Consider the following 16,968-nt stretch of genomic DNA (forward strand, 5'->3'; position numbering starts at 1 on the left):
CAGGACGGCTGGTCAGCGGATGGGCTCGGCGGGTGGACATGTGCGCAGGGCGGTCGAGCCGGATACGTCACGCGCCGCCCAGCAAATCGTGCGCATCGAGCAGGCGCCAGGCGATCTCCGGGTGCCTGTCCAGGCCGCGTCGAACGGCTGCGGCGATGGCGGGGCGGGTTTTGCGGCACAGGCCCGGTTGCTCGGCGAATTCGATGGCGATGCCGCGCATGCTGCGCACCTCGTTGTGGCCTGGTGCGACGGTCATGCGGATGCTGAGCTGGTCGTACATGCGTTGCTGCAGGCGTTCGAGATCGTCCAGGCTCTGCACGTTTTCCAGGCGTTCGAGCAGGCGGCGTTCCTCGTGACGGGTCAACCATAGGATGCGCACGTCGGCGCCGGGTGTTTCCAGCAACTCGTCGCGCCGGCAGGTACAGGTGCCGGGCGGGCAGGATGGGCGGAGCGGCGGCTGACTGTTCATGGCTTTCGATCATAGCCAAGCCTGCGCAACGCGCACAGCCAGTGGCTACATGCTGGCCCGCTGATGACAAGTGCGGCAGCCTCGCGCACCATGGCGCTTCTTTTTGCGCCGGGTGCGCTTCGTTCCGTCAGGGATTTCGCTGGAGAACTGTCATGCGTGTTCTGTCATCCGCTCTGCTGATCGCAACGTTGTTCGTTGCTGGCATCGCTGCCGCCGAGGAGGCCCGCCTGATCGAATCGATCAACGCCTACCGTGGCGAAGTGCAGCGCTGCGGCAACAAGGCGAGCGAAGAGCTGCCGCCGCTGACGGCCGATGCCCGCTTGAACCTGCCGGTCGACGAGGGGGCTGGCGACTTGCAGCAGGCGCTGTCCCGCGCGGGCTATCCGATGGTGACCGTGCAGGCGATTACCCTGTCCGGCCCGCGGGATGCGCAGGCTGCGATGCAGGCGCTGCGTGAGAGCTTCTGCCGGGTGATACTCGATCCGCAGTTCGCCGATATTGGTGTAAGTCGCCTGGGGCGTGACTGGCGCATCGTGGTGGCGCGACCGCTGCTCGACGGTCGTCTGGGCGACTGGCAGGCCGAAGGGCAGAAGCTGCTGGAGCAGATCAACACGGCTCGTGCTTCCGCCCGCCGTTGTGGCAACCAGGACTTCGCTGCTGCCGGGCCGCTCGGCTGGAACGAGACGCTGGGCAGCACCGCCGAAGCCCACAGCCGGGCCATGGCCAACGGCAACTTCTTCAGTCATCTGAGCGAAGACGGCCGCACGCCAGGCGACCGCGCCGAGCTGGCTGGCTACACCGGCAGGCAGGTCGGCGAAAACATCGCTGCGGCACTGCCGACCGCCCGCAAGGTGTTGGACGGCTGGCTGGCCAGCCCTGGGCATTGCGCGAACCTGATGAACCCGCAGTTCAGCGAGTTCGGCGGCGCCTATGCGGTCGATCCGCAGAGCGACGCGGCCATCTACTGGACGGCGATGTTCGGCGCACCCTGAACCGACGCTCGCCCGGTTAGCTTGGCGATGCACGCTCTGCCCCGAACAAGGAGCGATCGGGGCGACTGTGCTGTCAGACAAACCTGTTCCCGCCATCAGGGTTGCCCTTGACCGACTTCTCCATCCCCGATCACCTGCCCGCCGTTTTGGCGGGCCCGCTATTGCGCCGTATCGAGCCTGATTGCCTGGCCTTCTGGCTGGTTGGCTCGCGGCCGCTCGAGCTGTCGTTGGTTCTCGAAAGCCCGGCGTTCGGACTGCAACAACGCGTTTCGCTCGGTGAGCTGAGCTGCCAGCGCCTGGCGATCGGCAAGCACGCGGTATTGCACCTGATCGAGTTCGTGCCTGGCGCACCGCTGCCCACTGATTGCCTGATCGAATATGACCTGCGCATCCACGACGGTTCGGTTGAGCAGGGCATCGCCGAGTGGGCGCCGCATCTGCTTTACCACGGCGCGGCGCAGCCAAGCTTTGTCATCAAGTCGCGGCTCGATCGTGTGCTGCATGGTTCCTGCCGCAAGCCGCACCACGCCGCGGCAGATGGCCTGCTGTGCGTCGACGAACTGTTGGGTGGTGCACTGGACAGTCCGGACGAGCGCCCGGCCGTGCTGTTGATGACGGGCGATCAGGTCTATGCCGATGATGTCGCGGGGCCGATGCTGGTGGCGATCCACGCATTGGTGCGCCGGCTCGGGCTCTATGGTGAACAGCTCGAAGGCGCGGTGGTAAGCGACAGCGATGAGCTGATGACGCATCCGGCCAGCTATTACCGTCGCGAGCAGCTGTTGCCCGCATTCAAGTCAAACGAGGCGCTGCGCGAGCGCTTCTTCGGCGGCGTGGAAAAGCCGGTGTTCACCACCGCCAACGGGCAGAACCATCTGATCAGCCTGGGCGAAGTCATGGCGATGTATTTGCTCGTCTGGTCGCCTACACCCTGGTCGCTGATTGCTCCGCAAATACCCGCGCTCGAACCTGCCCATGCCGAGCGCTATCGCTGCGAAGAAAGCTGTCTGCAAGGCTTCATCCATGGGTTGCCGAGGGTCGCCCGCGCCTTGGCCCATGTGCCATCGTTGATGATCTTCGACGACCATGACATCACCGACGACTGGAACCTCTCCGCGCGCTGGGAAGAGACCGCCTACGGCCATCCGCTATCGCGGCGCATCATCGGCAATGCGCTGCTCGCCTACCTGCTGTGCCAGGCCTGGGGCAACGAGCCGGAGCGGTTCGCGAAGCTGCTGGCGCCGGTCCGTGAGCTGCTGGCGACAGCGAGTGACAGCTGGCTGGATTGTCCTGCGCAGAATGCCCTGATCGACACGCTATTCAAACTCGACGGTTGGGGCTACGAGCTGCCCACCGATCCGCCATTGGTCGTGCTGGACACCCGCACCCGGCGCTGGCGTAGCGAGCGCAACCTCAGTCGCCCGTCCGGCCTGATGGACTGGGAGGCGCTGAGCGAATTCCAGCAGAACATTCTCGACAAGCCGTCGGTGCTGATCGTCTCGCCGGCACCGATGTTCGGCGTCAAGCTGATCGAGGCTGTGCAGCGAGTATTCAGCTGGGCCGGCCAGCCATTGCTCGTGGATGCGGAGAACTGGATGGCCCATCGCGGCGCAGCCCACGTGATGATGAATATATTTCGCCATACGCGAACGCCGGGTAACTACGTGGTGCTGTCCGGCGACGTGCATTACTCCTTCGTTTATGAAGTGCACATTCGCGGTCGCAACACGGCTCCGCAGCTATGGCAGATCACCAGCAGTGGCGTGAAGAACGAGTTTCCACGGCGCCTGCTGGACTGGTTCGACCGCCTCAATCGATGGCTCTACGCGCCCTGGTCACCACTGAACTGGCTGACCAAACGGCGCCGACTGGAAGTCGTGCCCCGCGTGCCGGACCGCAGCCAGTCCGGCGAGCGGCTGTGGAATGGCTCGGGAATCGGCCTGCTGGTGCTCGACGAGCAGGGCAGGCCGCGCGAGATCTACCAGCTGAATGCCGACGGCACGGCACCGGTCGCGTTTCTCGGTGAGCGATCCAAGTCCTGTGCCGAGAGGCCGAGTCGCCCGTGACGTTTCGGTCACGCGCGTCGTTCCACATCGCTGACCATCATCCGTTCGGATCGCAGCTCTGCCACGGCTTGGCGGGTGATCTGCACCGCCGCGCTGATCGAGAGCAACGCCATGATCGTCGCCACGATCAGGTCGGGCCAGCCGGCACCGGTGCCGAATACGCCGAGCGCTGCCAGCATGACGGCGAGGTTGCCCAGCGCATCGTTGCGGCTGCATAGCCACACGCTGCGCATGTTGCTGTCGCCTTCCCGGTAGGCGTAAAGCATGGCCGCCACCGCAAGGTTGGCCAGCAGCGCAACCACGCCGACAACCCCCATGGTCGATGCGTGCGGCACGCTGCCATCGACGAAATTGCCAACCGCGACCACCAGAATGAAAATGCCGAACAGGCCCATTGTCAGCGCCTTGGCCAGCGACGCCCGCGCCCGCATCACTACCCCGAGTCCCAGTACGAACAGGCTGACGCCGTAATTGGCTGCGTCACCGAAAAAGTCCAGCGAGTCGGCCAGCAGTGAGACCGAGCCGGAGCGCACGCCCGCACCGATCTCGACGCCGAACATGACCAGATTGATTAGCAGCGCAATCCAGAGGATGCGCCGATATCGCCCACGTGCCGCCGTAGTGGCGCAAACACCGCTGCAACAATTTCCCGCCATGGCATCGCCTCCAGTTATCGATGGCGCTACGCTAAACCCTGTAGCCACTACAGGGTCAAGCGATGCCACTTACCATCGGCAAACTCAGCAAGGCCACGGCAGTGAACGTGGAGACCATCCGCTATTACGAGCGCATCGGGCTGCTTGCGGCACCGTCGCGCACCGAATCCGGCTATCGCACCTTCGGCGAGCGGGACGCGGAGCAGCTGCGGTTTATCAAACGCGGGAGGGAGCTGGGCTTTTCCCTCGACGAAATCCGCACGCTGGTCGCGCTGGCCGACCAGCCCGGGCACGCCTGCACCGACGTCGATCGCCTGGTGCGCACTCATCTGGTCGAAGTACGCCAGCGCATCGCCGATCTGCAGCGGCTCGAAGCGGAACTGCAGCGCCTGGCTGGCTGCAGCGAATCCTCGGTCAAGGAATGCCGGATCATCGAAACCCTGACGGGAGCAGAACGTAGTTAGTTCGTCGGCTCGGATGCCGCGACTCGTGCAGGGGCGTTCGTATCCGAGACGACTACTCCGCGGTGCCGCAGGCCAGCTATCGAGAAGTGCAGGGCCTGGCGAACGAGCGCCCATCCCATGCGTTCCAACGAGATGTCACTAATCACTCGCTGCTGCCAGAGGACTGTCGCCATGATCGATCCAAAAGACCCACACAAGGATGGCCTGACCCCGCCGGATTACGATGAGTATGGAGATGTGCCGGATTCGGGCGAGAACGGCGCCGATCCGGATGTCGACTCAAAGGATCAGCCAGAAGCGGATCAAAGCCCGCTCGGTTGAGCGCCAAGACTTCACTATCCGCTGACTTGCTCATGACGCATCCGCTGGACAATTCGACGTGCCCAGCCTAAAAAGGCGCGCTGCGCCGTAAGGTGTAAGTGCCAAACCGGCAGAAGTGCGTTCAGAGGCAGGTGAATCGTGAAGAAGAAAAAGCCCGTAGACCCCGTCCGGCAAGCAGAAAAGAACCGCGCCCACCGCATCGGCTGGCTAATCGCCTTGGCCGGCATCGTGGTGGGGTTCGTTCTGGTGATGAGCAAGTAGGCAAAACCGCAGCGTACAGCTGTGCACCCCGTGGGTTGAGAGCGCGCCGAGCCTGTCCTCGCGCCGCGGTCACTCCGTGAACCGCACAGCCGCAGCCTGGGGATGAAGCCAGGCCTTACCCGTGCGCATCCGACGAGGCATGTGCGATCAGGCGAACGTGGCACCTCTGGCGTTCACATACAGCGCATAGATTGCGTGGCTGCTGGCCATGAACAGGCGATTGCCCTGGGTGCCACCGAAGCACAGATTGGCGCAGCGCTCCGGTAAGTGAATATGACCAATCGCTTTGCCTTCAGGGTTGAATACTCGGACGCCATCCAGGCCTTCAGGGCTTGCCTCCGGTGATCCGGAGCTCCCCCAGCCGCACCAAAGGTTGCCGGCCTCGTCGCATTTGATGCCGTCCAACGCGCCATGGGCGGTTGCCTCGATGTGCTGAGTGCGCTCACCCAGCGTGCCATCGGCGTTGACCGCGTAGGCCCAGATCAGCCTGTTGGGCTTGGCGCGTCCTTCAACCACATAGAGTCTCGTCTCATCCGGCGAAAAACACAGGCCGTTGGGGCCGGCGATGCCGTCGATCACGCGCGTGACCTCCAGGGTCTCGCCGTCTATGCGATACACGGCATCCGGCAGCTCGGTCTGAATCTTGTGGCCTTCGTAGTAATTGCCAGCCTGAAACGGCGGGTCGCTGAACCAGATCGAACCGTCGCGCTTAACCACCACATCGTTGGGCGAGTTGAAGCGCTTGCCCTGGTAATTGTCGGCCAGCACCGTGATGGCGCCGTTGTGCTCGGTGCGCGTCACGCGCCGCCCCAGTTCATGGGTAGTCGAGCCCTCACAAACCACGAGGCGGCCCTGGCGGTCTCGCGTCAGGCCATTGGAAAAATTGGCCTGCTCCCGATAGACGCTGAGCGACTCGGTGATCTCGTCCCAGCGCATGATCCGATTATTCGGAATGTCACTCAGCAGCAGGTAACGCCCGTCGCCGACCCACACGGGGCCTTCCGCCCAGCGCAGGCCATCGGCAATCTTCTCGACGCTGGCGTTGAAAAGCCGCAGCTGCAGAAAACTGTCGTCCAATACCTCGAGTGACGGATCGGGATACCGCCTGCTCAGCAGCTCGGCTGATTGGGAAAGCCGCGGCAGGGCGATCCCGGCGGTCAACATGGCCGAGTACGCGAATGAGTGCTTCAGAAACCGGCGGCGCGAATCGCGTGATGGTTGTTGTTCTTGTTCGTTCATCGGAAGACCTTCGTGATAACGGGTTGAGGCGAAATCCATCATAGTAGAGGTATGATGACTTTCAAGAATCCACCGAATTTAACTGCGAAGGGACCTCTTGTTTCTATAAAAAACCTTATAAAACAGCATCGTTACTTTTTGGTGTTGTTATCGTTGTCGTATGACTGTTGGTTAATAGCCGTAGCTTGGCAGGCCATCCTCGTTTCCTGGCTGCCTGCGGGGGGTAGTGAAGGACTGGTGTTGCGCAATTCCGTTCGTACAATTGCGTACGCCGGTTTTCGTCAGGACAGCTGGTCGATGACACTGCACCATATCGAGAGAGAGGAGCCCCATGCCAACCTACGATTACCGCTGCGAAGCCAATGGCCAGGTTTATCAGGTTCGCCACGCCATGGCCCTGCGCCCGAAAACCTGGGGTGAACTGCGAGCGGTCTGCGCACTCGCCGAAGATGTAGCGATCCAGGATGACGCACCGGTTGCCAGACTGCTGACCGCCGTCGGCGTGGTGAACAGCCGCGTGCTCAGGAATCCCGAGGCACCGGCTTGTGCCCGCGGCGGCTGTGCTGGAAATTGTCGCTGAGCCGTACCCTTTGGGTTCATTCACGGGCTCAGCTTTTGTTATCTCTGAACGTGCGCTGTTTCGTATCCCAATCACCCCGCTGGTGCCGGGGATCGTAGAAAGGCTCTCAGTCCCTGATAATGCCGGCAGCCCCGTATTGCGCCCTGCTATGCGGGGTAAGCGCACCCCTCAAGGGCGCAGCCCTAAATTGCTTTGAAGGAACAGTATGAGTAAGGCAGCTCAGCGAGCCGGCGCGTCTATCGCGCATGTTGTCGGTCTCATATCGGTGATCTGTCTGTTGGCGGCCTGTCAATCAACCCGTGCTCCTCTGACGGTTGCGCCGGAACCACGCAGCCGCGTTGCGGTGATGATCGATTTTGACGAGCAGAGCCGGACGACCTGGATCGGTAACGGATTTGCGCACGAAAACATCAAATCCACACCGCAGCCCGGTTGGCAGTTGAATGAGGTGCTTGGCGGAACGCTGATGGAGCGGCTTGCCGCAGATGGACACGACTATCAGCTGAGAAAGTTTGCCGGCCTTGGGTTGGTAATACGCAGGCGCCTTCAAGGTGGCAGTACCGAGGGGTTCATCACGCTTCCCCGTGCGATGACCAATCCAAGCATAGTGGCCTTCGCCAAGCCTGACCTGGAAAGCAATCTGAACGAGGTTTTCGGATTGGAGTACCGGGCGCTGAAGGAAGTAGGTGCTGACTACCTGGTGCTGCTACGCCAATTGCCGCTGGTCGCAGATCCAAGTTCCAAAGACGGTTCGGACCGACGCGTCCTCAACAGCTACGGCTATTACCTCAAGTGCGACCGCACCTATGCGGAGTGCGAGGTACCTCGCGCACTGTTGCGCGGCGTGGTTGAAATAATCGACCTTCGTCAGATGCGTTATGTGGGTAGCTACGGTTTTTTCAGGAACATTCCGATGCCACTCGACCACAACGGCAGCGGTGAGGTCAGCCCCGAGGCGCGTGCTCTGATTGACGCACACCTGAAGACGTTGAGCCTTGAAATCGAACAGTTCCTGAGCAACAAAGGGCTGCTTGGCCCGCGCAAGCCAATGACGCAGGGTATCAATACCTGACTCCCGCACCGACGCTGGCCCATTTGCGATGGGCCGACGATCTGGCCCCTCGCGGATGGGCGCTACGTGGGAAGGTGAAAAGCGGCTAGTAACGCATCTCCAGGGTGATTCTGTTTGGCTCGTCGGGCGTCACTTCGAATGCACTGTCCTCGAAGGATGGCGGGCCCATCACCTTGGGATTGTTCGACAGCCCGTAGCCTTCCGTTGGGATCATGCCGAAACGGCGGTCCAGCTCGCCGTTGTCGTTCTCATCATGGTAGGCCAGCACCGCGTAGCGTCCGGGCGGCACGTCCTTGAACACCAGTGTCACGGCTCCCTGCTCGGCCTTGGCTTTTTGCGTGGCGAACGCCTGATCATCCTTGCGGAAGGTTTTCGCACTGGAATATACCGCCACGGCCACCTGGCCCTTGTCGTGTTGCAGGCCGTCGAGCGTGACCTGTAGCTCCTGGGCGTAGGCCGAGGGCACCAAGAGGGCGAGGGCGACGCCCAGAATCGGAAGTGCTTTCATGCTGTGCTCTTGAAGTCGAGGATGCGGAAGCCGCCGGATTCCAACGTGGCCAGCGACGCTTGAGTCGATCGTTGTCATCTTCAACGAACAAGCGAAGCGTTGTCCACGCGTCGCATCCATACCAAGGTGTCAGGGGCGTCGGCGCTCCATTCAGAACTGCGGCCCCGAGCGGGTGTTGTTGCCTTTGGCGAGGCGGTCGTAGAGAACTACGTTCACCGTCGCTGCCAGATTCATGCAGCCGTTGGTGGGGATGTAGATCACGTCCTCGCACCAGTCGCGGATCTCCTTGCTCAGCGAGCCGTCCTCGGCGCCGAAGATGTACAGCGCGCGGTCCGGGTGCGTGTACTCGGGAAGGGCGCGGGCACCTTCGACCAGCTCCACCGCGACCGGCACGCAGCCAAGCGGCAGGATCTTGCGCAGGTCGTCGATGTTGATCAGCGGAATGCCCTGGTGGACCTTTTTGGTGTCGGTGATGAAGTCCTTGGCGCGGTCGTAGCGGGTGCCGGTGTAGAACACCGAGGCGGCGCCATAGCAGCCTGCGGCACGCATGATCGCCCCCACGTTGGATGGTGATTTCGGGTTGCTCAGGCCGATGCAGGCATAGCGTTTGTTGCTCACGAGGGGCGGCTCATGGAAGGGACTCGCGCGGAAAACGCGCGAGTATACGGGACGGTTTCGTCGGCAAAGGGTTTTTAACGCTGCGCGACCTGATCAGGGAATGAGCTTGCTCGCCCGCAGCCTGGCGAAGACATCGAAGAACGCCTCGTCGCTTACCTGGTAATCCAGAAAGCCGAGATTGCGACTCTTCGACATGTCCGTCACCACCTAGATCGGACGGCGCAGATCGGCATTGGTGGGCCTGGGCGAGATGAGCTTGCCGATGCCTGTTCGGCACCGAAACGTGGTCAGTCGAGCAGCACGGCGTGGCCCTCCAGAGGATTGATGTCGCCTTTGATCAAAGATTCGGCCAGCGCCTGTGCAGCCTCCAGGCCTGCGTGCTCGTTCACCTGCATCCAGGGCTGCTGCGCATCGCTCACCCGGGCGATAAAGGCCAGCTGCGCCTCGTTGAAGCGGCGGGTCACCTCGGCGGGGCCCCAGTCGGCGTTGCGTTTCTTGATCTGATAGGGCGCGAAATAGGGCTGTGGCTGCGGGCCGGCCAGCGTCAGGTCTGTCTCTCGATATTCGTGGTTCTGGGCTGATCCGGCGAAGCAGTCGTACACCAGGGCATCCTTGAAATGGCTGTGGATCTGCCGGCGTAGATCGGCGCTGCCGGAGAAGTCGACGTAGAGCGTGGGCACGCTCGGGTCCAGCGAAGCGAGCTGGTCGTAGCCCAACGCCTGGTGGTAGCAACCCAGGCGTTCCACGAAGTCGGTGTTACCGGCGGAGGTCAGGCCGACCAGCTGCACGGCCGGGTTGTCCTGCAGGCAGAACGCCGTGCCGTACGCGGTCTTGCTCGAGGCGCTCGACATCAGGATCTGGCGCGCGCCGAAGAAGGCGTTGTCGTCGAGGAAATCGGCCAGCATGAACGAGGTGATGAACAGCGGGCGCAGCAGCATCTGGTAGTTTTCGCTCTCTGCGCGATAGGCGGCGTCGCTGCTGATGCGTTGGTACTGGTTGTAGGCCGAGGTGAGTTCGAGTCGATGCTCTGCGCCGTCGTAGAAACCGCGCTCGGAAACGCGCACCGGCTGCATGACGACATGGCTGGCGATCGGCCAGAAGCCGTAGAAGCGTTCGCCCTTCGCCAGGCCATCGACGGTGCTCTCCACGACTTCGGCGAAGCCCCACGCCGGCATGTGGAACCACTCGCCATCGCCGGTGGGGTAGAAGTCCCAATAGCGCAGGTGAGGCGTCTCGCCGAATGCGGCGTAGGTGACATTGTTCGTGGTCAGTGCCAGCCGGCTGATACGCAGCAGGGCTTCGCCGGATTGCAGCTCCGGCATTGCCTGGGTCTGAAGGCGGGTCTGCTGCATGTCTTTCTTGTTGTTCTGCAACTGGCGGATGACGCTCATCGATGGCACCTTGGGTTCGTAAATGGACGTCATCGACTCTATCCCTTTCGTTTCACCGCCGGGTTCGGATTTCATGAGCACACGATTGCCGAGCGCCAAGCCGCTCAAACGGCCGACTCAGCAGCGCGCCAAGGCCACCGTTCAGGCGATTTTCGACACCTATGTTCGGATATGGCAGCGCGACGGCTGGTCTCGATTGACGACCCGTGCGGTTGCACTGGAAGCCGGCGTGGCCATCGGCACCCTGTACGACTACTTCCCCAGTAAGCATGCGCTGCACTCGGGCTACGTGCGCTATTGCGTCGAGCAGCTGCTGGAGGCCATCGACGCGCAAGCGGTAGCGCCAACCGCGCTTGCCTGGCCCGAGCGCATCCGGCGACTGGTACGCACCCTTGCCGGGGTCGAGTCACGGCTGCCCTGGTTTCACCCGGATATGCTCGAGCTGGAAACGCTGGTGGCCGAGCCCAAGCATCAGCGTCGGGTCTACGAGGATCTGTTGGGCGCCTGGCATCGGGTCATCGATGCGGCGACTGACCTTCCGGTGCGTCCCTCGCCAGCAACCCTCGAAGCGCTGCATCTTTCGGTATGGGGCGGCCGCCGCTACGCAATGCTGGTGCAGCTTGAAGCGGATCGCATGATTGATTGGGCCAATTGCATGGAGCAGCTTTGCCTGGACAGGCTCGCTGGGTCACCCCAGCCCGACCGCGATCAATCATGAGGCAGCCTGTCGTTTCGCTCGGCTGACTCGCCGAAGAGAGGCGAGCAAACGGTCGCAGAGTATCTGGAGGGCCGGCAGCAGGCTGTACCAGCTCGGCGGTAATTGCCGGGTGATTTCCCCCCGGTCGGGATAATATGCGCGCCCCATCGATCCCTCGCACATCAGGTCATCATGCCCGGCGATGCTCTCTATACCGACTTGTCGGGTTACTACGACCTCATGTGCGCGGACATCGACTACCGGGCGCAAAGCCACTGTGTCCACCGGTTGCAACAGCTGTTCGGCAACGGCGGGACGAGGCATCTGGACCTCGCCTGCGGCACTGGCCCGCACGTCCGCCATTTCATTGATGCCGGCTATACCAGCGGCGGGCTCGACATCAACCAGCCGATGCTGGACAGAGCGGCAGTGCGCTGCCCGGAAGCGCAGTTTTTCCTGCAGGACATGTGTGGCTTCGCGGTCGAGCAGCCGGCCGATCTGATCACCTGCTTTCTTTACTCCATCCATTACAGCGCCGCGCTGACCAGGCTCGAAGCCTGTATCGCCAGCGTGCATGCCGCCCTGGCCCCGGGCGGGCTGTTCTGCTTCAACGCCGTGGACAAGCGCCGGATCGACAACGCGTCATTCGTCTCGCACACGGCCAGGCATGCGGACGGCCTTTTCACCTTCAGCTCCGGTTGGCATTACCCGGGTGAAGGGGAGCAGCAATTGCTGAGGCTGCGAATCGAAAAGACCATCAGCAATGAAAGCCAGGTCTGGCACGACGAGCACAGGATGGTGGCGGTGAGCTTTGCCGAGCTGAGCGATCTGCTGGAGCCGTTCTTCGAAGTGCATGTGTTCGAGCATGACTACGAGAAACTCATTCCCTGGAACAGCGAATCAGGGAACGCGATATTTGCCTGCGTGAAGATTTAGCAGCGAAAGTCAGGCCCTTTGTTCAGGTCCGTGGAGTGACCAAGCGCTTCTCGCCCTGGGGCCAGCCTTAGGCACTGTACTGGTATCGCCGCTGCCGACTGTGCCTTTGCGCGCGCCTGCCGCGCTTTGAGAATAGGTCGACTCACTGGCGCTGGACCCAGCCATGCACATTGCCATTCTTACCTTTGACGGCTTCAACGAACTGGATTCGCTGATCGCGCTCGGCATCCTGAACCGCATCAAGCGGCCGGGCTGGCGTGTGGCGCTGGCTTCGCCGAGCGAGACGGTTACCTCGATGAACGGCGTGCGGCTGTATCGACAGGCTTGTCTAGGCGAAGTCGAATCCTTTGACGCCGTGTTGGTCGGCAGCGGTGTCAGAACCCGTGAAATCGCTCAGGACGCCGCGATGATGAACTCACTGACTCGGCTCGACCCGGCACGTCAGCTGATCGGTGCCCAGTGCTCCGGCACTCTGTTGCTTGCGAAGGCGGGTTTGCTGAACGGCGTTCCCGGTTGCACCGACCTCACCACCAGGCCATGGGTGCAAGAGGCCGGCATCGAAGTGCTGGAGCAGCCGTTCTTCGCGCAGGGCAACCTGGCTACCGCCGGTGGCTGCCTGGCGTCCATCTATCTTGCAGCCTGGATGCTGGCGCGGCTGGCTGGGCGCGATGCCGCAGCCGAAGCACTGCATTACGTCGCGCCGGTAGGGGAGAAGGAGGATTGGGTTGTGCGGGCTCTTGCCAATATCGAGCCGTATCTGGATTGCGCCTGACAGGGGTCACAGTGATTGACCGGGCTGCTGATGGCTTTGCGTTACGCGCCCGGTTGCGTCTGCACTGGCGACGGGGCGGTTAGCCGAAACGCCAGACCCATCAACAGCACGATGCCAACGGCCATCAGCAGCCAGGCATCCGCCAGGCTCGCCAAGCGGTCGCGTAAAAGGCCCGCGCCCAGCGGTGCCAGGCTGGCAATCAGGTAGCCGCCACCCTGAACGAATCCCAGCAACGAGCCGGCGTCGGCCGAGTCCCTTGCATGGTCCATGGCCAGAATCAACGAGAGCGGGAACAGGGCGCCGATTCCCACCCCCAGCAATATCGCCGTCGGGATTGCCAGCATCAGCGGCGCCAATGCCAGGCACAACAACCCGGCCAGCACCACGGCCAGCACACCCAGCACCAGCGGCCGCCGCTGCCGGATTCGTCCGATCAGCGCGGAGAGCAGCAATCCGGCGCCGACTTCCGCCAGGCTGATGCCGCCGAGCAACAGACCGCTGTCCGCAGCGCTCCAGCCAAGGCCTGTGTAATAGGGCGGCAGCCAGGCCAGTACGAGGGTATAGGCCGCCGTACCGATGCCGAAGAACAGCAACAGCCGCCAGGCGAGCGGCGATTTCAGAGGCAATGGTCTGGCAACGGCTCGCCCTGTAGCGACCGGCGGGCGCGCCAGGCTCCACCAGATAGACAGGGTCAGTACGGCCGGAATCGCCCACAATGCCAAGCCATTCGCCCAACCGAATCGTTCTGCCAGCGGCGCGGCACTGGCAGCGGCGAGGGCAGCGCCGCCCATGATGCCGGTGGTATAGAGCCCCATCAGCGCACTGGTCCGCTGCGGATGGCAGCGATGGATGTACGCGGGTATCAGCGCCTGCACCAGGGCAATCCCGACGCCGCCCAGTGCGGCGGTGAGGATCAGGCCGATGCCGCCTGGCGAACCCCAGCGCAAGGCACTGGCGAGCGCCACCAGCGTGAGCCCGAGCGCTACGCCACGACGCTCGCCCAGATTCGCCTGCAACCTGGCGCCGCACAGTGCGCAGAATCCCATGGCAGCGATGGGCAGGGTGGTAAGCGCGCCTGCACCGGCACTGCCCAGGCCGGTCGCGGCCTGGATTTCGTCGAGTAATGGCCCGATGGCCGCTAGGATAGGCCGCAGATTGAGGCCTACCAACAGAACGAGCATGACCCCCAGCAGCGCTTCGCCGACCCGCGACAGTGAAGTGGACGCGGGTGATCGAACGGAAAGCATGGCAATCTCCAAGTGGGCAGTTAATGTCTTTGCGATAAGTATCTTAACATCAAGATAAATAGACGAGGTATCCGGTGATCGATAGAGCTCAACTCGCCGTTGAACAATGGCAACAGCAACGGCCGGACCTGGACACCTTGCCCATGCGCCTGATCGGTCGGCTGGGCGAGGCGGTGCAGGTGCTCAACCGAGACGTGCTGCAACCCTTCTTCGATGAGCACCGTTTGCACTACGGCGAATTCGATGTGCTGGCGACCTTGCGTCGCGCCGGCGAGCCGCATGCCTTGAGCCCGACCGCGCTGTATGAAGCGGCGATGATTTCTTCAGGCGGCATGACCAACCGGCTCGACCGCCTCGAGCGTGCCGGGCTTATTGAGCGCAAGCCCAACCCCGAGGACCGTCGTGGCACCCTGGTTGCCCTGACCGAAGCCGGCTTCACTCTGATCGACGGCCTGATGACCGCTCACGTCGAGAACGAAAAAAGGGCCCTTGCCTCGCTCAGTCGCGACGAACAGGAGCAGCTCGACAGGCTGCTGGGCAAGTGGCTGGCAGGACGCTAGCGCGACGCCTGGCCGTAAGTCGTGATAAAGACCGCGGTTCGATAGGGCGCGGCGTATATCCGCGCGGGATGGTGTGGTCGTGGATGGCGCAGCTGCGCGGGCTCGGTATCACCCGAGCCTGGTGACGTCTCGCTCGATCAATGCAAACGCCGAACGGTCGATTGCTGCACTACTTCTTGCGCCTGGCGCGCCAGTTGATCGAGCAGGCGGTCGCGCTGTTTCTCCGCCTCGCTCATCGCCTTGCGACCGTTCTGCTGCACAAGGTAGCTGTAGATCTGCCGAACTTCCTTGGACTGGAAGATCGGCTCCAGATCCTGCACCGCCACCGCACCGTTCGAAGCCTCGTTTCGCGTATTCATCACCACCTGCGGGCCACGTGCTGCCAATGCCTGAAAGCCCAGTGCGCTGAAATACGGCACCTTGCCTGCAACGCACGCCACCTCGGCATGGGGATAGCGCGCCACCATCGCTTCGACCATGCCCCGGCCGATGCCTTGGCGGCGATGGCCGGCGTTCACCGCCAGATAGACCAGCGCGCAGGCTTCGGGATCGTCCACAAATGGCAAATACAGCGCGAAGCCGAGCAGCACCGCCGGGTCCTCAGCATCCAACGCCATGATCAGTTCCGGCTTGCCGGCCTGCGCGCCGTCCATGCTGTCCAGATAGCGATGCACCTCGAAACCCACCACGTACTGGTACAGCTGATATAGCGGGTTGCTGGGCTGCAGCGATACAGGGCTGATGTCGCCGAGGTAATCCACCACCATCTGCAGCAGCTGGCTTTGCAGCGATTCCAGCGGCGGGGTGTCGAGGTGGGTGAGGGTGAACATGGCGGCGCTCCGGGGCGGTACGGAAAATGGCGGCATTGTACCGGGCGGTGTGCGGCAGGTGAGGGTAAGCGGCATGGTGATCGGTGCTACGAGAGATCCTGCCTGCCTCTAAGTCGCGGCTGCGTCTGGCTTTCTCTTTCTCGGTTTGCGTGGCACAGGTGCTGGCATGAGGCGAGCCGTTTCGATCACCAGGCGGCGGAGTTCGTCGGCGTCGTCCAGCAACTCGTCCGCCACCGGATGGTTCTTCGCGCCGGGATAGGGCGGCGCTTGCGGCAAGTCCGGGGCAAGCGTTTCGGTGGCCTGCGAAGGCTTGATGAACAGGCTGTTGTCGCAGACGAACGCGACGACCTTTTCATCCAGATAAAGGGCGTACTCGCCGAACATCTTCCTGTACGTCAGCCTGCTTCCCAGGCCAATCTGCTCCGCCACATACAGCACGAAATCTTTGTCGCTCGCCATGTCTGCTCCGTTGTCTCGACCGGGTGCCATACCCCGGAGCGTAGCGTGGAACGCGAAGCCGTTTCCACGCGTTACTCGCCTTACGCCTGATCGAACTCCGCCTCCCTTACCCGCGCATGGAGAGGGGGCGTGTCGAGTGATGCCTGCAGCTTCGTCACCAGCGCATCCACCTGGCGCAGCGCCTCGGCCACCGAGGCGGCCAGTACCTCGCCACCGGTTTCCTGACCTTCAATCGCAATCTGGTGAATGCGGGTGATCCCGATGAAATTAAGCGCCGTCACCAGGTTCGGCTCCAGGTGATTCATGTGCGCCATCTCCCCACCAGGACCAAAGCCGATGCCGCCCCGGGCGCTGAGGATGACTGCATGCCTTGGCCGGTCCGCCAGCAGCGGCACGTACGGGTCGGGCAACTTGCTTTCGTCGACCTCGACCGTCCGGCCTGGGCGCACGATCTGGTCAATCCAGGCCTTCAACGCCGCGGGCATGCCGAAGTTGTAGAGCGGCGTACCGATGACCAGTACATCGGCGGCTATCAGCTCATCCACCAGCCGGTCGCTTTCCGCCAGCGTGTCCCGCATCCACGGCTCACGGCGTTCTTCCGGCGTAAAGCTGGAGGCGATCCAGTCATGGCTGATAAAGGAGGGCGGGTTCTGGCCAATATCCCGGTAGACGATGCCGTCCTGCGCGCGGCGGGCCGCCCACTGGCTGACGAAGCGATGGGTGAGGTTACGGCTGTGGGAGCCGTGCTCGTCCTTGCCGGCAAGACCGGGGCGGGCGCTGGCATCGAGGTGCAGAAGGTGCGTCATGGTGAGTCTCCTCTGTCATTGAAT

General features: G+C 62.7%; 21 protein-coding genes and 1 pseudogene. 11 read left to right on the top strand and 11 right to left on the bottom strand.

The genetic code is table 11. The annotated features are described in order from the left end of the window. Positions 1–67: 67 nt before the first annotated feature. Positions 68–469 (bottom strand): hypothetical protein, encoded by a 402-nt coding sequence (locus CXK91_RS14610; protein WP_103456840.1) that lies wholly within the window; start codon positions 467–469, stop codon positions 68–70. Positions 470–621: 152 nt separating this feature from the next. On the opposite strand from CXK91_RS14610, the gene CXK91_RS14615 reads away from it, so the two are divergent. Both CXK91_RS14615 and CXK91_RS14620 read left to right on the top strand, forming a co-directional pair. Beyond that, positions 622–1,461 (top strand): CAP domain-containing protein, encoded by an 840-nt coding sequence (locus CXK91_RS14615; protein WP_103456841.1) that lies wholly within the window; start codon positions 622–624, stop codon positions 1,459–1,461. A 107-nt stretch (positions 1,462–1,568) separates the two neighbouring features. Next, positions 1,569–3,527, top strand: coding sequence for a hypothetical protein (locus CXK91_RS14620; RefSeq protein WP_103456842.1), 1,959 nt, complete (start codon positions 1,569–1,571; stop codon positions 3,525–3,527). Positions 3,528–3,535: 8 nt separating this feature from the next. On the opposite strand, the gene CXK91_RS14625 is transcribed toward CXK91_RS14620, so the two are convergent. Further along, on the bottom strand, positions 3,536–4,183 hold the full coding sequence (locus CXK91_RS14625) for a cation transporter (protein WP_103456843.1): 648 nt from the start codon (positions 4,181–4,183) through the stop codon (positions 3,536–3,538). 62 nt (positions 4,184–4,245) lie between these two features. Between CXK91_RS14625 and CXK91_RS14630 the strand changes: the two genes are divergently transcribed. The 3 genes from CXK91_RS14630 to CXK91_RS22925 all read left to right on the top strand — a co-directional run bounded on the left by CXK91_RS14630 (position 4,246) and on the right by CXK91_RS22925 (position 5,229). Next, entirely contained in the window at positions 4,246–4,647 is a 402-nt protein-coding gene (locus tag CXK91_RS14630; protein ID WP_103456844.1) for a MerR family transcriptional regulator, read from the top strand. Positions 4,648–4,818: 171 nt separating this feature from the next. Beyond that, positions 4,819–4,968, top strand: coding sequence for a hypothetical protein (locus CXK91_RS22740; protein WP_181003956.1), 150 nt, complete (start codon positions 4,819–4,821; stop codon positions 4,966–4,968). A 138-nt stretch (positions 4,969–5,106) separates the two neighbouring features. Next, a complete protein-coding gene (locus tag CXK91_RS22925; protein WP_256055727.1) occupies positions 5,107–5,229 on the top strand; it encodes a hypothetical protein in 123 nt (40 codons plus the stop codon). Positions 5,230–5,376: 147 nt separating this feature from the next. Here CXK91_RS22925 and CXK91_RS14635 read toward each other — a convergent pair whose 3' ends face one another. Further along, the gene (locus tag CXK91_RS14635) at positions 5,377–6,468 is read right to left on the bottom strand and encodes an SMP-30/gluconolactonase/LRE family protein (protein WP_103456845.1); all 1,092 of its coding nucleotides are present in this window, start codon (positions 6,466–6,468) and stop codon (positions 5,377–5,379) included. Positions 6,469–6,799: 331 nt separating this feature from the next. On the opposite strand from CXK91_RS14635, the gene CXK91_RS14640 reads away from it, so the two are divergent. Together CXK91_RS14640 and CXK91_RS14645 are read left to right on the top strand one after the other, a co-directional pair. After that, positions 6,800–7,048 carry a regulator gene (locus CXK91_RS14640; protein WP_103456846.1) on the top strand — a complete coding sequence of 83 codons (249 nt, stop codon included), beginning with the start codon at positions 6,800–6,802 and terminating at the stop codon, positions 7,046–7,048. A 346-nt stretch (positions 7,049–7,394) separates the two neighbouring features. After that, entirely contained in the window at positions 7,395–8,120 is a 726-nt protein-coding gene (locus CXK91_RS14645) for a hypothetical protein (protein WP_146048132.1), read from the top strand. Between the two features lie 85 nt (positions 8,121–8,205). On the opposite strand, the gene CXK91_RS14650 is transcribed toward CXK91_RS14645, so the two are convergent. From CXK91_RS14650 to CXK91_RS14665, 4 genes and pseudogenes are all read right to left on the bottom strand, one after another. Continuing rightward, on the bottom strand, positions 8,206–8,628 hold the full coding sequence (locus CXK91_RS14650) for a DUF2141 domain-containing protein (RefSeq protein WP_103456848.1): 423 nt from the start codon (positions 8,626–8,628) through the stop codon (positions 8,206–8,208). 150 nt (positions 8,629–8,778) lie between these two features. Next, complete coding sequence (locus tag CXK91_RS14655; protein WP_103456849.1) at positions 8,779–9,246, bottom strand: RNA methyltransferase; 468 nt, start codon at positions 9,244–9,246, stop codon at positions 8,779–8,781. A 93-nt stretch (positions 9,247–9,339) separates the two neighbouring features. Continuing rightward, positions 9,340–9,510, bottom strand: a pseudogene (locus CXK91_RS14660) (NAD-dependent dehydratase); the annotation flags it as partial. Between the two features lie 23 nt (positions 9,511–9,533). Continuing rightward, positions 9,534–10,637, bottom strand: a complete 1,104-nt coding sequence (locus tag CXK91_RS14665) for a DUF2855 family protein (protein ID WP_103456909.1) — start codon at positions 10,635–10,637, stop codon at positions 9,534–9,536. 73 nt (positions 10,638–10,710) lie between these two features. Here CXK91_RS14665 and CXK91_RS14670 point away from each other — a divergent pair, with 73 nt between their 5' ends. The 3 genes from CXK91_RS14670 (at position 10,711) to CXK91_RS14680 (ending at position 13,042) form a co-directional block, all read left to right on the top strand. Next, on the top strand, positions 10,711–11,355 hold the full coding sequence (locus CXK91_RS14670) for a TetR/AcrR family transcriptional regulator (RefSeq protein WP_256055729.1): 645 nt from the start codon (positions 10,711–10,713) through the stop codon (positions 11,353–11,355). 171 nt (positions 11,356–11,526) lie between these two features. Then, complete coding sequence (locus CXK91_RS14675; RefSeq protein ID WP_103456851.1) at positions 11,527–12,270, top strand: class I SAM-dependent DNA methyltransferase; 744 nt, start codon at positions 11,527–11,529, stop codon at positions 12,268–12,270. A 163-nt stretch (positions 12,271–12,433) separates the two neighbouring features. Then, a complete protein-coding gene (locus CXK91_RS14680) occupies positions 12,434–13,042 on the top strand; it encodes a DJ-1/PfpI family protein (protein WP_103456852.1) in 609 nt (202 codons plus the stop codon). A 41-nt stretch (positions 13,043–13,083) separates the two neighbouring features. Here CXK91_RS14680 and CXK91_RS14685 read toward each other — a convergent pair whose 3' ends face one another. Further along, the gene (locus CXK91_RS14685) at positions 13,084–14,223 is read right to left on the bottom strand and encodes an MFS transporter (protein ID WP_103456910.1); all 1,140 of its coding nucleotides are present in this window, start codon (positions 14,221–14,223) and stop codon (positions 13,084–13,086) included. 140 nt (positions 14,224–14,363) lie between these two features. Here CXK91_RS14685 and CXK91_RS14690 point away from each other — a divergent pair, with 140 nt between their 5' ends. Then, positions 14,364–14,849 carry a MarR family winged helix-turn-helix transcriptional regulator gene (locus CXK91_RS14690; RefSeq protein ID WP_177412684.1) on the top strand — a complete coding sequence of 162 codons (486 nt, stop codon included), beginning with the start codon at positions 14,364–14,366 and terminating at the stop codon, positions 14,847–14,849. 137 nt (positions 14,850–14,986) lie between these two features. On the opposite strand, the gene CXK91_RS14695 is transcribed toward CXK91_RS14690, so the two are convergent. The 3 genes from CXK91_RS14695 to CXK91_RS14705 form a co-directional block, all read right to left on the bottom strand. After that, the gene (locus CXK91_RS14695) at positions 14,987–15,679 is read right to left on the bottom strand and encodes a GNAT family N-acetyltransferase (RefSeq protein WP_103456854.1); all 693 of its coding nucleotides are present in this window, start codon (positions 15,677–15,679) and stop codon (positions 14,987–14,989) included. A 108-nt stretch (positions 15,680–15,787) separates the two neighbouring features. After that, on the bottom strand, positions 15,788–16,138 hold the full coding sequence (locus tag CXK91_RS14700; protein WP_103456855.1) for a TfoX/Sxy family protein: 351 nt from the start codon (positions 16,136–16,138) through the stop codon (positions 15,788–15,790). A gap of 80 nt (positions 16,139–16,218) precedes the next feature. Beyond that, positions 16,219–16,944: an FMN-dependent NADH-azoreductase gene (locus CXK91_RS14705; protein WP_103456856.1), complete on the bottom strand. Its 726-nt coding sequence runs from the start codon at positions 16,942–16,944 to the stop codon at positions 16,219–16,221. Between the last annotated feature and the right edge of the window lie 24 nt (positions 16,945–16,968).

Origin of the sequence: Stutzerimonas stutzeri, assembly GCF_002909485.1 — a bacterium.
GTDB classification, from domain to species: Bacteria; Pseudomonadota; Gammaproteobacteria; order Pseudomonadales; family Pseudomonadaceae; genus Stutzerimonas; species Stutzerimonas stutzeri_AH.

Excerpts from the sequence above, each read along its gene's own strand:
- CXK91_RS14610 (WP_103456840.1), bottom strand. The coding sequence starts at position 469 with ATGAACAGTCAGCCGCCGCTCCGCCCATCCTGCCCGCCCGGCACCTGT.
- CXK91_RS14615 (WP_103456841.1), top strand. The coding sequence starts at position 622 with ATGCGTGTTCTGTCATCCGCTCTGCTGATCGCAACGTTGTTCGTTGCT.
- CXK91_RS14625 (WP_103456843.1), bottom strand. The coding sequence starts at position 4,183 with ATGGCGGGAAATTGTTGCAGCGGTGTTTGCGCCACTACGGCGGCACGT.
- CXK91_RS14630 (WP_103456844.1), top strand. The coding sequence starts at position 4,246 with ATGCCACTTACCATCGGCAAACTCAGCAAGGCCACGGCAGTGAACGTG.
- CXK91_RS22740 (WP_181003956.1), top strand. The coding sequence starts at position 4,819 with ATGATCGATCCAAAAGACCCACACAAGGATGGCCTGACCCCGCCGGAT.
- CXK91_RS14635 (WP_103456845.1), bottom strand. The coding sequence starts at position 6,468 with ATGAACGAACAAGAACAACAACCATCACGCGATTCGCGCCGCCGGTTT.
- CXK91_RS14640 (WP_103456846.1), top strand. The coding sequence starts at position 6,800 with ATGCCAACCTACGATTACCGCTGCGAAGCCAATGGCCAGGTTTATCAG.
- CXK91_RS14645 (WP_146048132.1), top strand. The coding sequence starts at position 7,395 with ATGATCGATTTTGACGAGCAGAGCCGGACGACCTGGATCGGTAACGGA.
- CXK91_RS14650 (WP_103456848.1), bottom strand. The coding sequence starts at position 8,628 with ATGAAAGCACTTCCGATTCTGGGCGTCGCCCTCGCCCTCTTGGTGCCC.
- CXK91_RS14665 (WP_103456909.1), bottom strand. The coding sequence starts at position 10,637 with ATGAGCGTCATCCGCCAGTTGCAGAACAACAAGAAAGACATGCAGCAG.
- CXK91_RS14670 (WP_256055729.1), top strand. The coding sequence starts at position 10,711 with ATGAGCACACGATTGCCGAGCGCCAAGCCGCTCAAACGGCCGACTCAG.
- CXK91_RS14675 (WP_103456851.1), top strand. The coding sequence starts at position 11,527 with ATGCCCGGCGATGCTCTCTATACCGACTTGTCGGGTTACTACGACCTC.
- CXK91_RS14680 (WP_103456852.1), top strand. The coding sequence starts at position 12,434 with ATGCACATTGCCATTCTTACCTTTGACGGCTTCAACGAACTGGATTCG.
- CXK91_RS14685 (WP_103456910.1), bottom strand. The coding sequence starts at position 14,223 with ATGCTCGTTCTGTTGGTAGGCCTCAATCTGCGGCCTATCCTAGCGGCC.
- CXK91_RS14695 (WP_103456854.1), bottom strand. The coding sequence starts at position 15,679 with ATGTTCACCCTCACCCACCTCGACACCCCGCCGCTGGAATCGCTGCAA.
- CXK91_RS14700 (WP_103456855.1), bottom strand. The coding sequence starts at position 16,138 with ATGGCGAGCGACAAAGATTTCGTGCTGTATGTGGCGGAGCAGATTGGC.
- CXK91_RS14705 (WP_103456856.1), bottom strand. The coding sequence starts at position 16,944 with ATGACGCACCTTCTGCACCTCGATGCCAGCGCCCGCCCCGGTCTTGCC.